13 protein-coding genes are annotated in these 14524 nt (G+C 74.8%); 9 read left to right on the top strand and 4 right to left on the bottom strand.

Annotated features, from left to right (window positions below; translation table 11 throughout):
* Positions 1-35 precede the first annotated feature (35 nt).
* From ACFU6K_RS01785 to modA, 3 genes are all read right to left on the bottom strand, one after another.
* Entirely contained in the window at positions 36-1112 is a 1077-nt protein-coding gene (locus tag ACFU6K_RS01785; RefSeq protein ID WP_380660295.1) for an ABC transporter ATP-binding protein, read from the bottom strand.
* Between the two features lie 151 nt (positions 1113-1263).
* Positions 1264-2076 carry an ABC transporter permease gene (locus ACFU6K_RS01780; RefSeq protein WP_380660316.1) on the bottom strand — a complete coding sequence of 271 codons (813 nt, stop codon included), beginning with the start codon at positions 2074-2076 and terminating at the stop codon, positions 1264-1266.
* 92 nt (positions 2077-2168) lie between these two features.
* Positions 2169-3017 (bottom strand): molybdate ABC transporter substrate-binding protein, encoded by an 849-nt coding sequence (gene modA / locus ACFU6K_RS01775; RefSeq protein WP_380660294.1) that lies wholly within the window; start codon positions 3015-3017, stop codon positions 2169-2171.
* Between the two features lie 373 nt (positions 3018-3390).
* Between modA and ACFU6K_RS01770 the strand changes: the two genes are divergently transcribed.
* The 7 genes from ACFU6K_RS01770 to ACFU6K_RS01740 all read left to right on the top strand — a co-directional run bounded on the left by ACFU6K_RS01770 (position 3391) and on the right by ACFU6K_RS01740 (position 11867).
* Positions 3391-4458 (top strand): RNA ligase (ATP), encoded by a 1068-nt coding sequence (locus ACFU6K_RS01770; protein WP_380660292.1) that lies wholly within the window; start codon positions 3391-3393, stop codon positions 4456-4458.
* Between the two features lie 123 nt (positions 4459-4581).
* Positions 4582-5988 (top strand): cytochrome P450, encoded by a 1407-nt coding sequence (locus ACFU6K_RS01765; protein ID WP_380660291.1) that lies wholly within the window; start codon positions 4582-4584, stop codon positions 5986-5988.
* A gap of 339 nt (positions 5989-6327) precedes the next feature.
* On the top strand, positions 6328-7236 hold the full coding sequence (locus tag ACFU6K_RS01760; protein ID WP_380660290.1) for an MHYT domain-containing protein: 909 nt from the start codon (positions 6328-6330) through the stop codon (positions 7234-7236).
* A gap of 87 nt (positions 7237-7323) precedes the next feature.
* Positions 7324-10308 (top strand): nitrate- and nitrite sensing domain-containing protein, encoded by a 2985-nt coding sequence (locus tag ACFU6K_RS01755; RefSeq protein WP_380660289.1) that lies wholly within the window; start codon positions 7324-7326, stop codon positions 10306-10308.
* Complete coding sequence (locus ACFU6K_RS01750) at positions 10305-10715, top strand: roadblock/LC7 domain-containing protein (protein WP_380660288.1); 411 nt, start codon at positions 10305-10307, stop codon at positions 10713-10715. The genes ACFU6K_RS01755 and ACFU6K_RS01750 overlap by 4 nt, the downstream gene beginning before the upstream one ends.
* Positions 10712-11188: a DUF742 domain-containing protein gene (locus ACFU6K_RS01745; RefSeq protein WP_380660287.1), complete on the top strand. Its 477-nt coding sequence runs from the start codon at positions 10712-10714 to the stop codon at positions 11186-11188. Before ACFU6K_RS01750 ends, ACFU6K_RS01745 begins: the two co-directional genes overlap by 4 nt.
* A 106-nt stretch (positions 11189-11294) precedes the next feature.
* Positions 11295-11867 carry an ATP/GTP-binding protein gene (locus ACFU6K_RS01740; protein ID WP_380660315.1) on the top strand — a complete coding sequence of 191 codons (573 nt, stop codon included), beginning with the start codon at positions 11295-11297 and terminating at the stop codon, positions 11865-11867.
* A 146-nt stretch (positions 11868-12013) separates the two neighbouring features.
* Here ACFU6K_RS01740 and ACFU6K_RS01735 read toward each other — a convergent pair whose 3' ends face one another.
* Positions 12014-12385 carry a hypothetical protein gene (locus ACFU6K_RS01735; protein WP_380660285.1) on the bottom strand — a complete coding sequence of 124 codons (372 nt, stop codon included), beginning with the start codon at positions 12383-12385 and terminating at the stop codon, positions 12014-12016.
* A gap of 332 nt (positions 12386-12717) precedes the next feature.
* Between ACFU6K_RS01735 and ACFU6K_RS01730 the strand changes: the two genes are divergently transcribed.
* Positions 12718-13284, top strand: coding sequence for an RNA polymerase sigma factor (locus tag ACFU6K_RS01730; protein WP_380660284.1), 567 nt, complete (start codon positions 12718-12720; stop codon positions 13282-13284).
* Positions 13285-13404: 120 nt separating this feature from the next.
* Positions 13405-14424, top strand: coding sequence for a hypothetical protein (locus ACFU6K_RS01725; protein WP_380660283.1), 1020 nt, complete (start codon positions 13405-13407; stop codon positions 14422-14424).
* Positions 14425-14524 lie beyond the last annotated feature (100 nt).

Here is a 14524-nt window from a genome sequence, read left to right as displayed (position 1 = left end):
GCGGGCCGGGCCGACGGCGTGTCCGGGAGGGCCGCTCAGGCCGGGTAGGCGTGGGTCTGGGCGGCCTTGACCGAGGCCCAGACCGCGACGCCGGGCGCCAGCTCCAGCTCCGCGACGGCGGCCGGGGTCAGGTCGGCGGCCATCGGCAGGTCGCCGGCGAGCTCGGCGCGGACCTGGTCGCCGTGCAGGTCGAGCCCGGTGACCTCGGCCTGCCAGAGGTTGCGCGCGCTGGTCCGCGGACGCTCCCGGTACAGCGTCACGGCGGAGGGCGGGAAGGCGACGAAGGCCGGACCGTCCAGCTCCTCGGTGGTGGCTAGGACCGTGCCGTCCGGGAGCGTGACCCGGAAGCCCTCGGCCCGGCCCTGGTACAGGTTCAGCCCGACCAGCCGGGCGATGTAGTCGGTGCGCGGGCGCCGGGCGACCTCCGCCGGGCTGCCGGACTGCACCTCGTGCCCGTCCTCGATCACCACCAGTCGGTCGGCCAGCACCATGGCGTCCAGCGGGTCGTGCGTCACCAACACCGCCACCGCCTCGAACTCGGCCAGGTGGCGCCGCAGTTGGGCGCGTACGTCGAGCCGGGTGCGGGCGTCCAGGGCGGCCAGCGGCTCGTCCAGCAGGAGCAGTCGGGGGCGAACGGCGAGGGCTCGGGCGAGCGCCACCCGCTGGGCCTGGCCGCCGGAGAGCCGGCCGGGGCGGACCGCGGCGTGGTCGGCCAGGCCCATCCGCTCCAGCCAGTCGGCCGCCTCGGCCCGCGCCTCCCGCTTGGGGCGGCCCTGGCAGCGCGGGCCGAAGGCGACGTTGTCGAGCGCGCTGAGGTGCGGGAACAGCAGGTAGTCCTGGAACACGACCCCGACCGGCCGTTCCTCGGCCGGGGTGTGCACGCGCTGCGCCGGGTCCTCCAGGAGGCGGCCGTCCAGGCGCAGGTGGCCGCCGGTGAGCGGGAGCAGGCCGGCGAGGGCGCGCAGGGCGGTGGACTTCCCGGCGCCGTTCGGGCCGAGCAGTGCCACCACCTCGCCGGGGGCGGCGGTCAGCGCGAGGTCGAGGGCGAACGCGGTGCGCTCGACCCGCAGCCGGGCGTCCAGGGCGGGGCCGGGGCGGCTTTCGGTGCTCATCGGGGCGGCGTCCAGGTGTCCAGTGCGTTCGGCGGATCCGGTTCGTCCGGCAGGTCCGGTGTGTCCGGCAGGTCCGGCAGATCCGGTGTGTCCGGGATGGCGTGTGCGCTCGGGATGGGGTGTGTGGTCGGGATGGCGTGTGCGGGAGGGGTCACGGTGTCGACAGCCAGCGGTCGCGCAGGCCGACCAGGACGGCGACGGAGACCACCAGCAGCACCAGCGACAGCGCGATCGCCGCCTGTGGGTCGGACTCCATGGCCAGGTAGACGGCCAGCGGCATGGTCTGGGTGCGGCCCGGGAAGTTGCCCGCGAAGGTGATCGTCGCACCGAACTCGCCGAGCGCCCGGGCCCAGGCCAGGACGGCCCCGGCGGCGATCCCCGGCGCGATCAGCGGCAGGGTGACCCGCCGGAACGCGGTCAGCCGGGAGGCGCCCAGGGTCGCGGCGGCCTCCTCGTAGCGGGGGTCGGCGGCCCGCAGCGCGCCCTCGACGCTGATCACCAGGAACGGCATCGCCACGAACGCCTCGGCGATCACGACCCCGGTGGTGGTGAACGGCAGCGTGATGCCGAAGGCCGAGTCCAGCCAGGAGCCGACGATGCCGCGCCGTCCGAGCACCAGCAGCAGCGCCACGCCGCCGACCACCGGCGGAAGTACCAGCGGCAGGGTGACCAGCGCCCGGATCACCCGCCGGCCCGGCAACTCGGTGCGGGCGAGCAGCCAGGCCAGCGGGACGCCCAGGACCAGCGACACGGCGGTGGCCGCGGTCGCGCTGATCAGTGACAGGCGCAGCGCGTCCCAGACGGCGGTGCTGGTGAGCTGCTCGGACAGGTCGCTCCAGGGCGCCCGGACCAGCAGGCCGACCAGCGGCAGGACCAGGAACGCCAGCCCGAGCAGCGCCGGGAGCAGCAGGGCGACCGGGGCGCGGTGCGTCCGCGGGCGACGGCTTCGCGGACGGCGGTTCAGCGGGCCTCGGCTTCGTGGGCCTCGCCTTCGCGGGCCTCGGCTTCGAGGGTCATGGTGCGGCAGGGCCTGCCCGGAGCCGGTGGTGCGCTCGCTCACGATGCCTGGAAGCCCGCCGCGGTCAGCACCTGCTTGGCCTCGGGCGACTGGACGTACGCGACGAAGGCGGCGGCGCCGTCCTTGTTCGGCGCCTTGGCGAGCGCGGCGATCGGGTAGTCGTTCACGGCCTTGTCGGCCTCGGGGAAGTCCACGCCGTCGATCTTCGCAGCATCGGCCCGCACATCGGTCCGGTACACCAGGGACGCGTCGACCTCGCCGAGTTCGACCTTGGTGAGCGCGCCCTTGACGTCCTGCTCCAGGGTGACCGGGGTGAGGTCGACGCCCGCCGCCTTGAGCGCGGTCTGGGCGGCGGCGCCGCACGGCACCTCCTTGGCGCACAGGGCGACCTTCACACCGGAGGCGGTGAGGTCCTTGAGGCCCGTGATGTGCTTGGGGTTGCCCTTGGGGACGGCGATGGTGAGCGTGTTCCGGACGAAGGTCGTCGGCTGTCCGCTCGCGCCGCCCGCGTCCGTCACGGTCTTCATGGTGGCCGGGCTGGCGGCGGCGAACACGTCCGCCGGGGCACCGGAGTTGATGCTGGTGGCGAGGCTGGAGCTGCCGCCGAAGTTGAAGGTGACCTTGGCGCCCGGGTTGGCGGCCTCGAACTTCTTGCCGAGCTCGGTGAAGGTCTCCTTGAGCGAGGCGGCGGCGAAGACGGTGATGGTGCCGGAGGCCTTCGGGACGCCGCCGGCGGCGGCGGAGGCGTTCGCGGAGGTGTTCGAGGAGGCGGTGGAACCGGAGGACTTGCCGCCGTCGCTGCCGCAGGCGCTGACTCCGAGCCCGAGGACGAGGACCGCGGTGGTGGCGACGGCGAGCCTGCGGGCGGTGGGCGTACGGGTGCTCATCGGTGCTTCCCCTCCAGGGTGCGCGCCGGGAGGGGCGCGAGGGATGGGCCGCAGATGCGGCCATTACGGCGATCATAGTGCCGCAAATGCGAGCGATAAATCCCCTGTCGGTTCGCACAGGTGGGGGCCGGGCGGGTCTCGGGGCTGCTGTGGGATGGCTCAACCGGGGCTCACGGGACTCGCAGGACTCGCGGGACTTTCGGGACTCACGGGACGCGATGAGGATGGCGGGGCTGGTGGGGGCGCTGGTGGGGGCGCGCGGAAATTGCGTCGCGCCGTGGGTGGTCGAACGGCCAGAGTGGTCGCCGTCCGTACACGCGGCCGGGCCGGTTGGAGACACGGCCGGGGCCGAACCAAGGGGAGGGGTCCGTCCATGTCCACGCTGCGCGTCACCGCCGAGAAGCTGGTCATCCTGGAGCACCCGAACGCCGATGCCCTGGAGCTCGCCCAGGTCGGCCTCTACCGGGCGGTGGTCGCGAAGGGCGCGTACCGGACCGGGGACCACGCCGTCTACATCCCCGAACAGTCCGTCCTCCCCGAGGAGTTGATCGAGGAGCTGGGGCTGACCGGCAAGCTGGCCGGCGCCCGGGCGAACCGGGTGAAGGCGGTACGGCTGCGCGGCGAGCTGTCCCAGGGCGTCGTCTGCCGGCCCGCCGCGCTCGCCGACACCGACCTGGCCGCCGCGGCCGAGCGCGGCGAGGACTTCGCCGAGCTGCTCGGGGTCGTCAAGTGGCAGCCGCCGGTGCCGACGTCGATGAGTGGTGACGTGGTCGGCGCGCCGGACCTGCTGCCCTGGGTGGACATCGAGAACCTCAAGCGCTACCCCGAGGCCTTCGCGCCGGGCGAGCCGGTGGTGCTGACCGAGAAGCTGCACGGCAGCTGCTGCCTGGTCACGTACACGGCCGCCACCGGCGAGGTGCGGGTGTCGTCCAAGGGCATCGGTGCGCAGGGGCTGGCACTGGTCGAGGACGCGCGCAACCTCTACTGGCGGGCGGTGCGCGCGTACGACATCCCGGCGGTGGCGGCCCGGCTGGCGGAGCGCCTCGGGGCCGAGCGGGTCGGCATCTTCGGCGAGGTCTTCGGCGAGGGCGTGCAGGACCTGGGCTACGGCGCCTCGGCGCGAACCGAGCGGCCCGGCTACGCGGCGTTCGACGTGTCGGCCCTCGTGGACGGACAGCTGAACTGGCTTTCGGCGGCCGAACTGCTGGACGGGGAGCTGCCGTTGGTGCCCGAACTGTGGCGCGGGCCGTTCGATCCGGAGACCGTGCTGGGGTTCGCCCGGGGCCGGGAGACCGTCTCCGGGCGTGAACTGCACCTGCGCGAGGGCGTGGTGGTGCGGCCGGTCACCGAGCGCTGGAGTCCGGTGCTCGGCGGGCGGGCGATCGCCAAGGTGGTCAGCGAGGCTTACCTGACCCGCAAGGGGGGCACCGAGTACGAGTGAGACGGGTCCGGATCCCGTGCCCGGGCAGGTCGGCCCGGTCGACCGGTCCGGGCGCGGCTCCTCTCGGTGCTGACCGCCCGTCGGTAGAGGCGGCGGGCGAGTCCCCGTACAGAAGGAGTGCCGATGGCCACCGAAGTCCTTCCCGTTCCCGAACCCGGCCTCGTGCCCGCCCCGACCTCCGCGATACCCGTGCCGGCCGGGAACCCGCTGGTCGGATCGCTGTTCGACCTCACCCGCCGCCCGCTGCGCAGCTACCTCGCGGCCCGCCGCGACCACGGCGACGTGGTGCGCTTCCAGGCCGGGCCGCCCGGGTTGCGGGCCGACTTCTACGGGGTGTTCTCGCCGGAGGGCGTCCGCCAGGTGCTGGCGGGCGAGGCGGCCAACTTCCGCAAGGAGGACCCGTTCTACGACGAGCTCCGGACCAGCGTCGGCAACGGGCTGCTGACCAGCCAGGACGCCGAGTACCAGCGCCAACGCCGGATGGTGCAGCCGCTGTTCACCCGGCGACGGGTGGACGGCTACGCGGACGCGCTCGCGCAGGAGGCGCAGTCGCTCGCCGAGCGGTGGCGGGCGGTGCCCGGCGGGGTGGTGGACGCGGCGGACGAGACGTCCCGGTTCGCGCTGCGGGCGGTCGCGCGCATCCTCTTCGGCGCGGACGTGGAGGAGGCGATAGCGGTGGTCCACCGCAGCTTCCCGGTGCTCGGCGAGTACGTGAAGGAGCGCGGCTACGCCCCGGTCCGCCTCCCGCGCACCTGGCCGACGCCGGCCAACCGGCGCGGTGCCGAGGCCCAGCGGGCGCTGTACGGGGTCTGCGACCGGATCATCGCCGAACGGGCCGCGCGGGGCGGCGGCGACGAGGGCGCGGACGACCTGCTCGCCCTGCTCGGTCGGGCCCGCGACGACAACGGCGAGCGGCTGGACCCGGCCGAACTCCGGGACCAGGTCCTGGTGTTCCTGCTCGCCGGGCACGAGACCACGGCCACCGCGCTGGCCTTCGCGCTGCACCTGCTGGCCAAGCACCCCGAGCAGCGGCGGCTCGCCCGCGAGGAGGCGCGGACCGTCCTGGCCGGGCGCGCGCCGACGGCGGCGGACCTGGACGCGCTCCCGTACATCACCCGGGTGCTGAAGGAGGCGATGCGGCTCTATCCGTCGGCGGCCCTGGGCGGGCGGCGGGCGGTCGAGGAGACCGTCATCGACGGGTACGTGATCCCGGCGGGGGCGCAGGTCGTCGTCGCGCCGCTGGTCACCCACCGGCACCCGGACCACTGGGAGGATCCGGAGCGCTTCGACCCGGACCGCTTCCTGCCGGAGGCGGAGCGGGCCCGGCACCGCTACGCCTGGTTCCCGTTCGGGGGCGGGCCGCGGGCCTGCATCGGGCAGCACTTCTCGATGCTGGAGGCGGTGCTGGCGCTGGGGGTGCTGCTGCGGGACTTCGAGGTGGAGGCGGTGGACCGGAGGGTGGCGCTCGCCCAGGGGATCACGCTGCGGGCGGCGAGTCCGATGCGGATCCGGGTGACGGCTGACAGCTGACGGCTGACGACTGACAGCTCACAGGGTTCAGCGAACAACGAACAACGAACAACAGACAGCGGACAGATGACAGATTTCAAACTCTGTTATCTGTCTGCTGTCATCTGTGCGCCGTCCGCTGGGCATACGACCGGGGCATTCGAACACATCACTCGGGCATCGCGGGCAGCTTTTCAGATCTTTGTCTGACCGATTCCGGCCCCTCGATAGCGTCCCACGCACCCCAGGCCGGAAGCGCACATGCGGTTGGCATATGCCTTCGTACGCAGTCCGCCCGGCCCGGGGAGCCCGGGCGCACCGCGTACCGCCTCCGGGCCCGACCGGTCGACCGGAGGTCCCATGGGCACCATCAACCACCTCAGCCTCGGCTGGCTGACCCCCGCCCTCTCGTACCTGATGGCCTGCGCCGGCGCGGCCCTCGGGCTGCGCTGCACGCTGCGCGGCCTGGCCGCGAGCGGCCCGGCCCGGCGGAACTGGCTGATCACGGCCGCCGCCGCGATCGGCTCGGGGATCTGGACCATGCACTTCGTCGCCATGTTCGGCTTCACCGTCGACGGCACCGAGCTGCGCTACAACGTGCCGCTGACCGTCCTCAGCCTCGTGGTCGCGGTGCTGGTCACCGGCCTCGGCCTGACCGTGGTCTGCTACGGCTGGCACCGCGGCCTCTCCCTGCTGTCCGGCGGTGTCACCACCGGTCTCGGCGTCGCCGCGATGCACTACCTGGGCATGGCCGCCCTCCGGATGCACGGCGGGCTGCACTACGACGCAGGGACGGTCGCGCTGTCCGTGCTGGTCGCGGTCGGCGCCGCCACCGCCGCGCTCTGGGCCGCCGTCACCATCCGCAACGTGTACGCGGCCGCGGCCGCCGCGATGGCCATGGGCCTCGCCGTCAGCTGCATGCACTACACCGGCATGGCCGCCGTCCACGTCCGCCTGGAGCCGACCCGGACCGGCCTCGGCGGGGTCAGTCCGATGGAGTTCGTCTTCCCGCTCGCCGTCGGCCTCGGCTCGTTCCTCTTCCTCGCCTCGGCCTTCGTGGCGCTCTCGCCGACCGCCCAGGAGCGGGCCGGCTACCGGGAGGCCGGCGAGCTGGCGATCGACGAGCTCCCCGCCGACCCCCTGTACCCCGAGCCCTCGTACCCCGAGCCCGCCCGGCACGGGCTCGCCCCGGCCGAGGCCGGGCGGCGCGCGGGCGAGGGGCGCGACACCGAGGGGCGCGACGGCGAACGGCACGGCCGCGCCGCCTGAGTCACGCCCCCTCCAGCCTCCCGCCGCCCTCCAGCCGCCCGCCCGCCACCACTCTCCCGCTCTCCCCGCCCGAAAGGCTCCTCACCCATGCGAGTAGACCGCGGTACCGCCCCCGGTGCCCGTCGGGGTGCCCATGCCGGGCCGCCCGCCCGTCCACCGCGCCCCGGTCCGTGGCTGCGCGGGCTGCGCCCCCGGACCGTCCGCGCCCGGATCATCGCCCTGCTGATGGTCCCGGTCGTCTCCGTCATCGCCCTGTGGGGGTTCGCCACCGTCACCACCGCCCAGGGCGTCTGGGGTCTGATGCGCCAGCGCGACGCCCAGCGCACGCTGCTCACGCCGGTCGCGGAGACGGTCGCCGGGCTGCAAGCCGAACGCACCGCCGTCGGTCAGTTGCTGGCCGCCCCGGCGGCCGCCCCCACCGCCGTCCGGGAGAGCGCCCTGCGCGAGGCGGCGGCGGCCACCGACCGGGCGCTCACCCCGCTGTTCCCGGACGCCCGCCGCCCCGACCGGGGCTACAACCGTGCCGACGCCCAGGGCCTGGGCGGGGACGCGGCCGCCCGGCTGGACGCGCTCGGCGGCTCCCTTGCCGCCCTGCCCGTCCTGCGCGACCGGGTCCTGGCCAGGAGCGTCGGCTGGCCGGAGGCGTACGCCGCGTACGGCGAGGCGGTGGACCGGGCGCTCGCCGCCGCCGGTGCCGTCGCACCGCTCCAGGACCGCCAGGTGGCCGCCGACGCGCGGGTGCTGCTGGAGCTGGCCCGGTCCCGTGAACTGCTCGCCCGGGAGGACGCCCTGCTGCGCGCCGCCCAGCTGTCCGGCGGGCTCGGCGACGACCAGCTGCGGGAGTTCTCCGGAGCGGCCTTCGCCCGGCGCGAGTTCGAGCGGGGCGCCGCCGCCGAGCTGCGCCCCGCCGACCGGGCGGCGCTGCTCGCCGTCACCGGCGGCCAGGACCACCGCGAGCTGGCCGGGTACGAGGACAGGGTGCGGATGGCCGCCGACGGTCGGGCGGCGGTCGCGGCGGTGCCGGCCGACCGCTGGGCGATGGTCGCGGGCAATGTGGCCGGATCCCTGCGGACCGTCGAGGACCGGGCCGGACGGCTCGCCGCCGAGCGCCAGGACCCTTACGCCCTCGGCCTGTTCACCCCGGCGGGCATGGCTGTCCTGCTCGGACTGGTCGGCGTGGTGGCCTCGTTGGTGATCTCGGTGCAGATCGGGCGCGGGTTGGTCACCGATCTGATCGGCCTGCGCAACTCGGCACTTGAGCTGGCCGGGCGCAAACTCCCCGCGACCATGCGGAAGTTGCGTGCGGGGGAGGAGGTGGACATCGAGGCCGAGGCGCCCCGGCCGGTGGGGCGGGGCGACGAGATCGGCCAGGTGCACCGGGCGCTGGGCACCGTCCAGCGGGCGGCCGTCACGGCGGCGGTCGAGCGGGCCGAGGTGCTCTCCGGGGTCTCCGGCGTGTTCGTCAACCTCGCGCGCCGCAGCCAGGTCCTGGTGCACCGCCAACTCACCCTGCTGGACGCGATGGAGCGCCGCACCGACGACCCGTCCGAGCTGGCCGACCTGTTCCGCTTGGACCACCTGACCACCCGGATGCGCCGCCACGCCGAGGGCCTGATCATCCTCTCCGGGGCCGCTCCCGGTCGGGGCTGGCGCCGGCCCGTCCCGCTGGTGGACGTGGTGCGCGCGGCCGTCTCGGAGGTCGAGGAGTACGCCCGGGTCGAGGTCCATCCGCTGCCACGGGCCGCGGTGGTCGGCCACGCCGTCGCCGACCTCACCCACCTGGTGGCCGAACTCGTCGAGAACGCCACCGGGTTCTCCCCGCCGCACACCCGGGTGCACATCCGGGGCGAACGGGTCGGCAACGGCTTCGCGTTGGAGATCGAGGACCGCGGCCTCGGTATGGGGCCGGAGGTGCTGGCCTCGGCCAACCGCAGGATCGCCGCCGCCGAGCAGAGCGACCTCTTCGACAGCGACCGGCTCGGCCTGTTCGTGGTCAGCCGGCTCGCCCGGCGGCAGGACGTCAAGGTCTCGCTGGTGACCTCCGCGTATGGCGGCACCACGGCGGTGGTCCTGCTGCCGACCACGCTGCTGGCCGACGAGACGGCCGAAGTGGAGGCGGAGGCGGGGGCGGAGGCCACGCGGTACGGCTTCGAGCCGGTGCCGCCCCTGCCGTGCGCGGCGGCGCCGGGCGGCGTGGCGATCGGGGCGGGGCCGACGGGGCCGGTGTTCGGCGAGCGGGCACAGCACGCCGGCCCGGAGCGGGAGTTCACACCGATGCACGGTCACGCGACGGAGCCGACGTGCGGCCCCAGCGGTGTCCCGAGCAGTGATCTGAGCGGCGAGCCGAGGCGCCGGGAGCACCCGCAGGACAGGGCAGGTGACGGGCTTCCGGCGGCGGGTGGGCCGCCGTCGGAGGGCGGGGCGCTGCTGCCGTTCGGTGCCCGGGGCACTGACCCCGCGCCGGTGCGCCGCACCCCCTACCGGGCCTCCGGTGCCCGGGTGGCCGGTCCGGCTGCGGACGGGGGCGCGGGTGCGGCCGCCCGTCCGCAGTCCGGGCTGCCGCAGCCGTACGGCGCGGAGCCGTACCGTACGGAACGCCGTTCGGAGCCGGCACCCGGACCGGGCCCGCGCGGCCCCCGTCCGGACGGCCCCCGACCGGACTGTCAACGAGCGGACAGCCGACGATCGGACGGCGCCCGACCGGACGGTCCCCGAGTCGACCCGGGCCCCGAGGAGTTGCCGCGCCGGACCCGCCAGGCGAGCCTCGCACCGCAACTGCGCGAGGGCCCGGTCCGTCCGACCGCGCACAGCCGTCGTACGGCCACCGCAGCCACTGCCGCCGCGGCCTCGGTCGGCTCCGGCTCCGGTTTCGGCCCCGGGTCCGGCGACGGCTTCGGCGCCGCGGGCCGCAGCCCCGAGGAGGCGCGGGCGGCGATGTCGGCCTTCCAGAACGGATGGGCGCGCGGTCTGTATCCGGAGGGTCGGCGGGACGGGCAGCCCGCCGACCCCCCGAAGCCGCCGCGGGCGCGCCACCCCCAACCCCCGTCCCGACCCGAAGGAGAGCGTCCGTGATCGCCACCACCCACCGCGCGGGGGAGCTGAACTGGCTCCTCGACGAACTGGTCCAGCGCGCCCCCGAGCTCCGCTTCGCCGTGATGCTCTCCGCCGACGGCCTGGCCATGGGCACCTCGGCCGGCCTGGCGCGGGAGGACGGGGAGCATCTGGCGGCCGTCGCCTCCGGGTTCCACAGCCTGGCCAAGGGCGCCGGCCGGCACTTCGGCGCGGGTGAAGTCCGCCAGACCATGGTCGAGTTGGAGGGCGGCTACCTGCTGGTCGCGGCGGCGGGGGAGGGCACCTGCCTCGCCGTGTTCACCACGGCCCGGGCCGACCTCGGCCTGGTCGCTTACGAGATGGCCAGGCTGGTCCGCCGGGTCGGGGAGCACCTGAGCGCTCCGCCGCGGAGGGTGGGCGGCCGGTGAGTCCGGTGCCCCACCCGCACCGGGGGCGACATCCCGAGCACCCGAGGGCCGAACCCGGCGGTCACCCCCGCAACCCGCTCGCGGCCGCCCACCGGGCCCGCTGGTACGACGACGACGCCGGGCCGCTGGTCCGCCCGTACGCGATGACCAGGGGGCGCACCGGGGGCGGGGAGCAGCGCTTCGACCTGATCGCCGTGGTGGTCACCGAACTCCCCGACCCGGCGCTCGTACCGGACGCGCCCGAACCGCCGGTCGGCCCGGAACAGGCGCGCATCCTCGCGCTGTGCCGGGGCACCCCGCTGTCCGTGGCCGAGCTGGCCGCCGAGCTCGACCTGCCGGTGGGCGTCGTGCGGGTGCTGCTCGGCGACCTGCTGGCGGCCGGGCTCATCCGGGTCCGCCGTCCCGTCCCGCCCGCCCTGCTCCCCGACGAGCGCATCCTCCAGGAGGTCATCCGTGGACTCCGTGCACTCTGACCACCCGTCCGACCCGTCCGACCCGTCGGCACTGCCCGCCCCGTCCGATCCGTCCGATCCGTACGGCGGGTCGGACCCGTTCGACACCGAGGATCCCGACGACGCCGTGCTGGCGCTCAAGATCCTGGTGGCGGGCGGCTTCGGGGTCGGCAAGACGACGCTGGTCGGCGCGGTCAGCGAGATCCGGCCGCTGCGCACCGAGGAGCGGCTGACCGAGGCCGGACGGGAGGTGGACGACCTCGACGGCGTGGAACGGAAGTCCACGACCACGGTGGCGATGGACTTCGGTCGGATCACCATCCGCGAGGGGTTGGCGGTCTACCTGTTCGGCACCCCGGGGCAGGACCGGTTCTGGTTCCTCTGGGACGAACTGGCCCAGGGGGCGCTCGGTGCGGTGGTGCTCGCCGACACCCGCCGGCTGACCGACTGCTTCCCGGCCGTCGACTTCTTCGAGCACCGGGGAATCCCCTTCGTGGTCGCGGTGAACCGTTTCGCCGGGACGCGGGAGTTCGGGCCGGAGGAGGTTGCCCGCGCGCTGGACCTGGACGCGGGTACGCCGGTGCTGATGTGCGATGCGCGCCACCGGGCCTCGGGCAAGGAGGTGCTGATCAACCTGGTCGAGCACGCGGGCCGGGTGCACGCCGCCCGGCTGCTCGCGGACGTCTCGCCGGTGGGCTGAGGCGGCGGCTGGGAGGTGCCGGCGGGCGGACAGCGTGCGAATGACAACTCACAACCGACGGATGACAGATGACAGCTGACAGATTTCGAAATCTGTCAGCTGTCATCTGTCAGTTGTCATCTCTCAGCGGTTCCGGGCCTGGCGGTTCAGCTGTGCCACTGGAACACGATCCGGGTCCAGCTGGACCCGGGGCAGTTGCCCCAGACCGCCCAGGCCTGCGGCCGCGCGCCGATCCACAGGCCGGCGCTCGACGAGCCGTCGGCACAGTAGGTGATGGTGCGCAGTCGTCCGGAGTAGACGTTGCAGCTTCCCTCCCAGCGCCAGCCGTAGTCGGCGGTGATGACGCAGCGGTAGGTCGCGGTCGCGACGGTGTTCCAGTCCGTGTCGGTCTCGGGGGTGATGGCCTGGGTCCGGACCGTCGCCGCGGCGGCCGGCAGGGCGGTGGTCCCGAGCACGCCGAGGGCGGCCGTGGCGGCCAGCCCGAACGTGGCGATCTTCCTGGCGATGCAACCTCGCACGGTGGTTCTCCTTGCTCAGGGGTTCTCGTCGGGCGGAGCCGTCCCCGGTGGCCGGGGCGTCCGCGCGGAGGCGAAGTCCCGCTTCCTGGACGATTGGTGACATCGTGCACACGAATGACTGCGCACAGTGAGACGACGAACTATGATGTGACCTGTGTCACAAGTCATTCGGTCGGCTCAAGACCCCTGCGGCCAGGGCGGACCGGGTGCTCGGGGTGCCGATTTCCGGGGAGAGCGGCATGGCGGATTGCAGCGGTCGGAATGCGGGCGGCGGACGGGAAGAGGGCTTCGGTCCGAGTGGGGGCGGCGGTCAATCGGCCGAATTCAACCGGGTGTTCACGGATCTCCTGCCCAGACTCCAGCAGGCGGCGGTCTCCCTCGCCGGCGGTCCGGTCGGCGCCGGGGACGTCGTCCACGAGGCGTACCTGCGGATCGCCCGCCGGCCGGAGCGCTTCCTCGGCCATCCGCAGCCGTATGCCTACGCGTTCACCACGATGGTGAACATCCTGCGCGACCAGTGGCGCCGGGAGCGTCGGCGGGTGTCGATGCCCGAGGTGCCGGAGGCGTGCGACACCGTCGAGCGGGACCGGGGGGAGTTCGATCCCCGGTCCGGTGGGATGGCCGAGTTGCAGGCGCGCTGGGAGGTGGTCCGCCTGCTGGGCTTCCTGACCGTCAAGCAGGCCCGCGCGGTGGCGCTGGTGGACCTCGACGGCTACAGCGTCGACGAGGCCGCCGAACTGCTCGGGCTGCACCGCAGCACGCTGGCCGTCACCCGGCGCCGCGCCCACGGCCGACTGCGCGCCGTCCTCCAGCGGGAACGCGAACGCGAACGGGAGGTGGCGTTCGAATGGGAGCAGGGGTGCAAACGGGAGCGCGAGCGGGAGCACGAGCGGAGCTGAGGGTGCGGAGGTGCGCGTGGCGGCGGGCGTGCGTGGCGGCGGGCGTGCGAGCGCCTCCCCGACGCACCGAGCTGACGACAAGTCAGCTGATGCGCCGCCCCGGCCCGTACCCTGCGAATCGTGATCATCCACCAGCACGGCCACCTGCGCGCACTGGCCGAGGACGGCCGCTGGCCCGAGCTGCTCGCCGCCTACCGGCAGGGCCGCGCGGCCGCCGTGGCGGAGGCGGGCGAGGAGGCCGCGGCCGTGCTGACGGCGCCACTCGGCCACCTGATCGCCTATGCGGCGCCGCCCGAGCTGGCCGTCCGGCTGTTCGACCAGGACGGCGGCGCGGGGACGGCCGCCGGGGAGGCCGACCACGACGCCGGCCCGCTCTGGGAGGTGCTGGCGACCCGGCACTCCTGGCTGCGGCTGGCCCCGCTGCTCGGTCCGGCCCGGGTGCGACGGCTGGTCGCGCACACCCGGGCGCTGCTCGGCGAGGACCTCTCGTACGGGGCCGAGCCCGACCCGGAGGGCGTGCCGCTGCGCCTGGAGCCCTGGGAGGCGGCGGGCTGGGACGAGGCGGCCCGGGTGCGCGAGTACCTGCCCGGCGGGGGCGCGCGCAGTGCGCTGCTGACCCTGCCGGCCAGCCGGGAGGGCCTGGGCGAGGTGGAGCTGCCCCCGGTGGCGTGGTCGGCCGGACGGCCGGACGGACCGCGGGTCGCCCGGGCCCTGGAGGGGCTGGGCGCGCTCGCGCCCTGGACGGAGACGGCCTGCGTCCGCGGCCAGGCCCCGGCGGCGGCCGCCCTGCTGGCCCGCGACCGGCGGGTGGTCGGCGGGTACCTGCCGTTCGCGCTCGTCTACCCGGCGCTGGTGCGGTCCGCCGCCGTGGAGCGGGCGCAGGGCTGCGCGCACGGGAGGTTGGGGCTGTGGCGGGCGCTGGCCGCGATGGCCGGTGTGGACGGCCTGGACGGTCCGAAGAATCCGGAGAGTCCGGAGGGGGCGGGCGGGGTGGACCGGGGCGAGGTGAACGCGTTGGTGGACCGGATGCGCTGCTTCACCTGGCAGGAGCCGTCGGCCGGGCTGCACCATCTGCACGTCGTGCTGGAGGACCCGGCCGGCGGGGTGTCCTGGGTGGTCAGCGGCTCGCAGGAACTGTGACGAGCGGGCCGGGGGCCTGTCCGGGCCCGACGGGGAGCGTCGGCCGGACGGAAGAACGAGGACCCCCGGCCCGGCGCCCGTTTCCGGGGGTTGGTGCTGT

Source organism: Kitasatospora sp. NPDC057512 (genome assembly GCF_042802135.1).
GTDB lineage: Bacteria > Actinomycetota > Actinomycetes > Streptomycetales > Streptomycetaceae > Kitasatospora.
The sequence above is the reverse complement of the archived record's forward strand: the minus strand, read 5'-3'. Positions and strand labels throughout refer to the sequence as shown.

Bases quoted from the DNA above. Each gene is read 5' to 3' on its own strand.
- ACFU6K_RS01785 (WP_380660295.1), bottom strand. From the start codon at position 1,112: ATGAGCACCGAAAGCCGCCCCGGCCCCGCCCTGGACGCCCGGCTGCGG.
- modA (WP_380660294.1), bottom strand. From the start codon at position 3,017: ATGAGCACCCGTACGCCCACCGCCCGCAGGCTCGCCGTCGCCACCACC.
- ACFU6K_RS01770 (WP_380660292.1), top strand. From the start codon at position 3,391: ATGTCCACGCTGCGCGTCACCGCCGAGAAGCTGGTCATCCTGGAGCAC.
- ACFU6K_RS01765 (WP_380660291.1), top strand. From the start codon at position 4,582: ATGGCCACCGAAGTCCTTCCCGTTCCCGAACCCGGCCTCGTGCCCGCC.
- ACFU6K_RS01760 (WP_380660290.1), top strand. From the start codon at position 6,328: ATGGGCACCATCAACCACCTCAGCCTCGGCTGGCTGACCCCCGCCCTC.
- ACFU6K_RS01755 (WP_380660289.1), top strand. From the start codon at position 7,324: ATGCGAGTAGACCGCGGTACCGCCCCCGGTGCCCGTCGGGGTGCCCAT.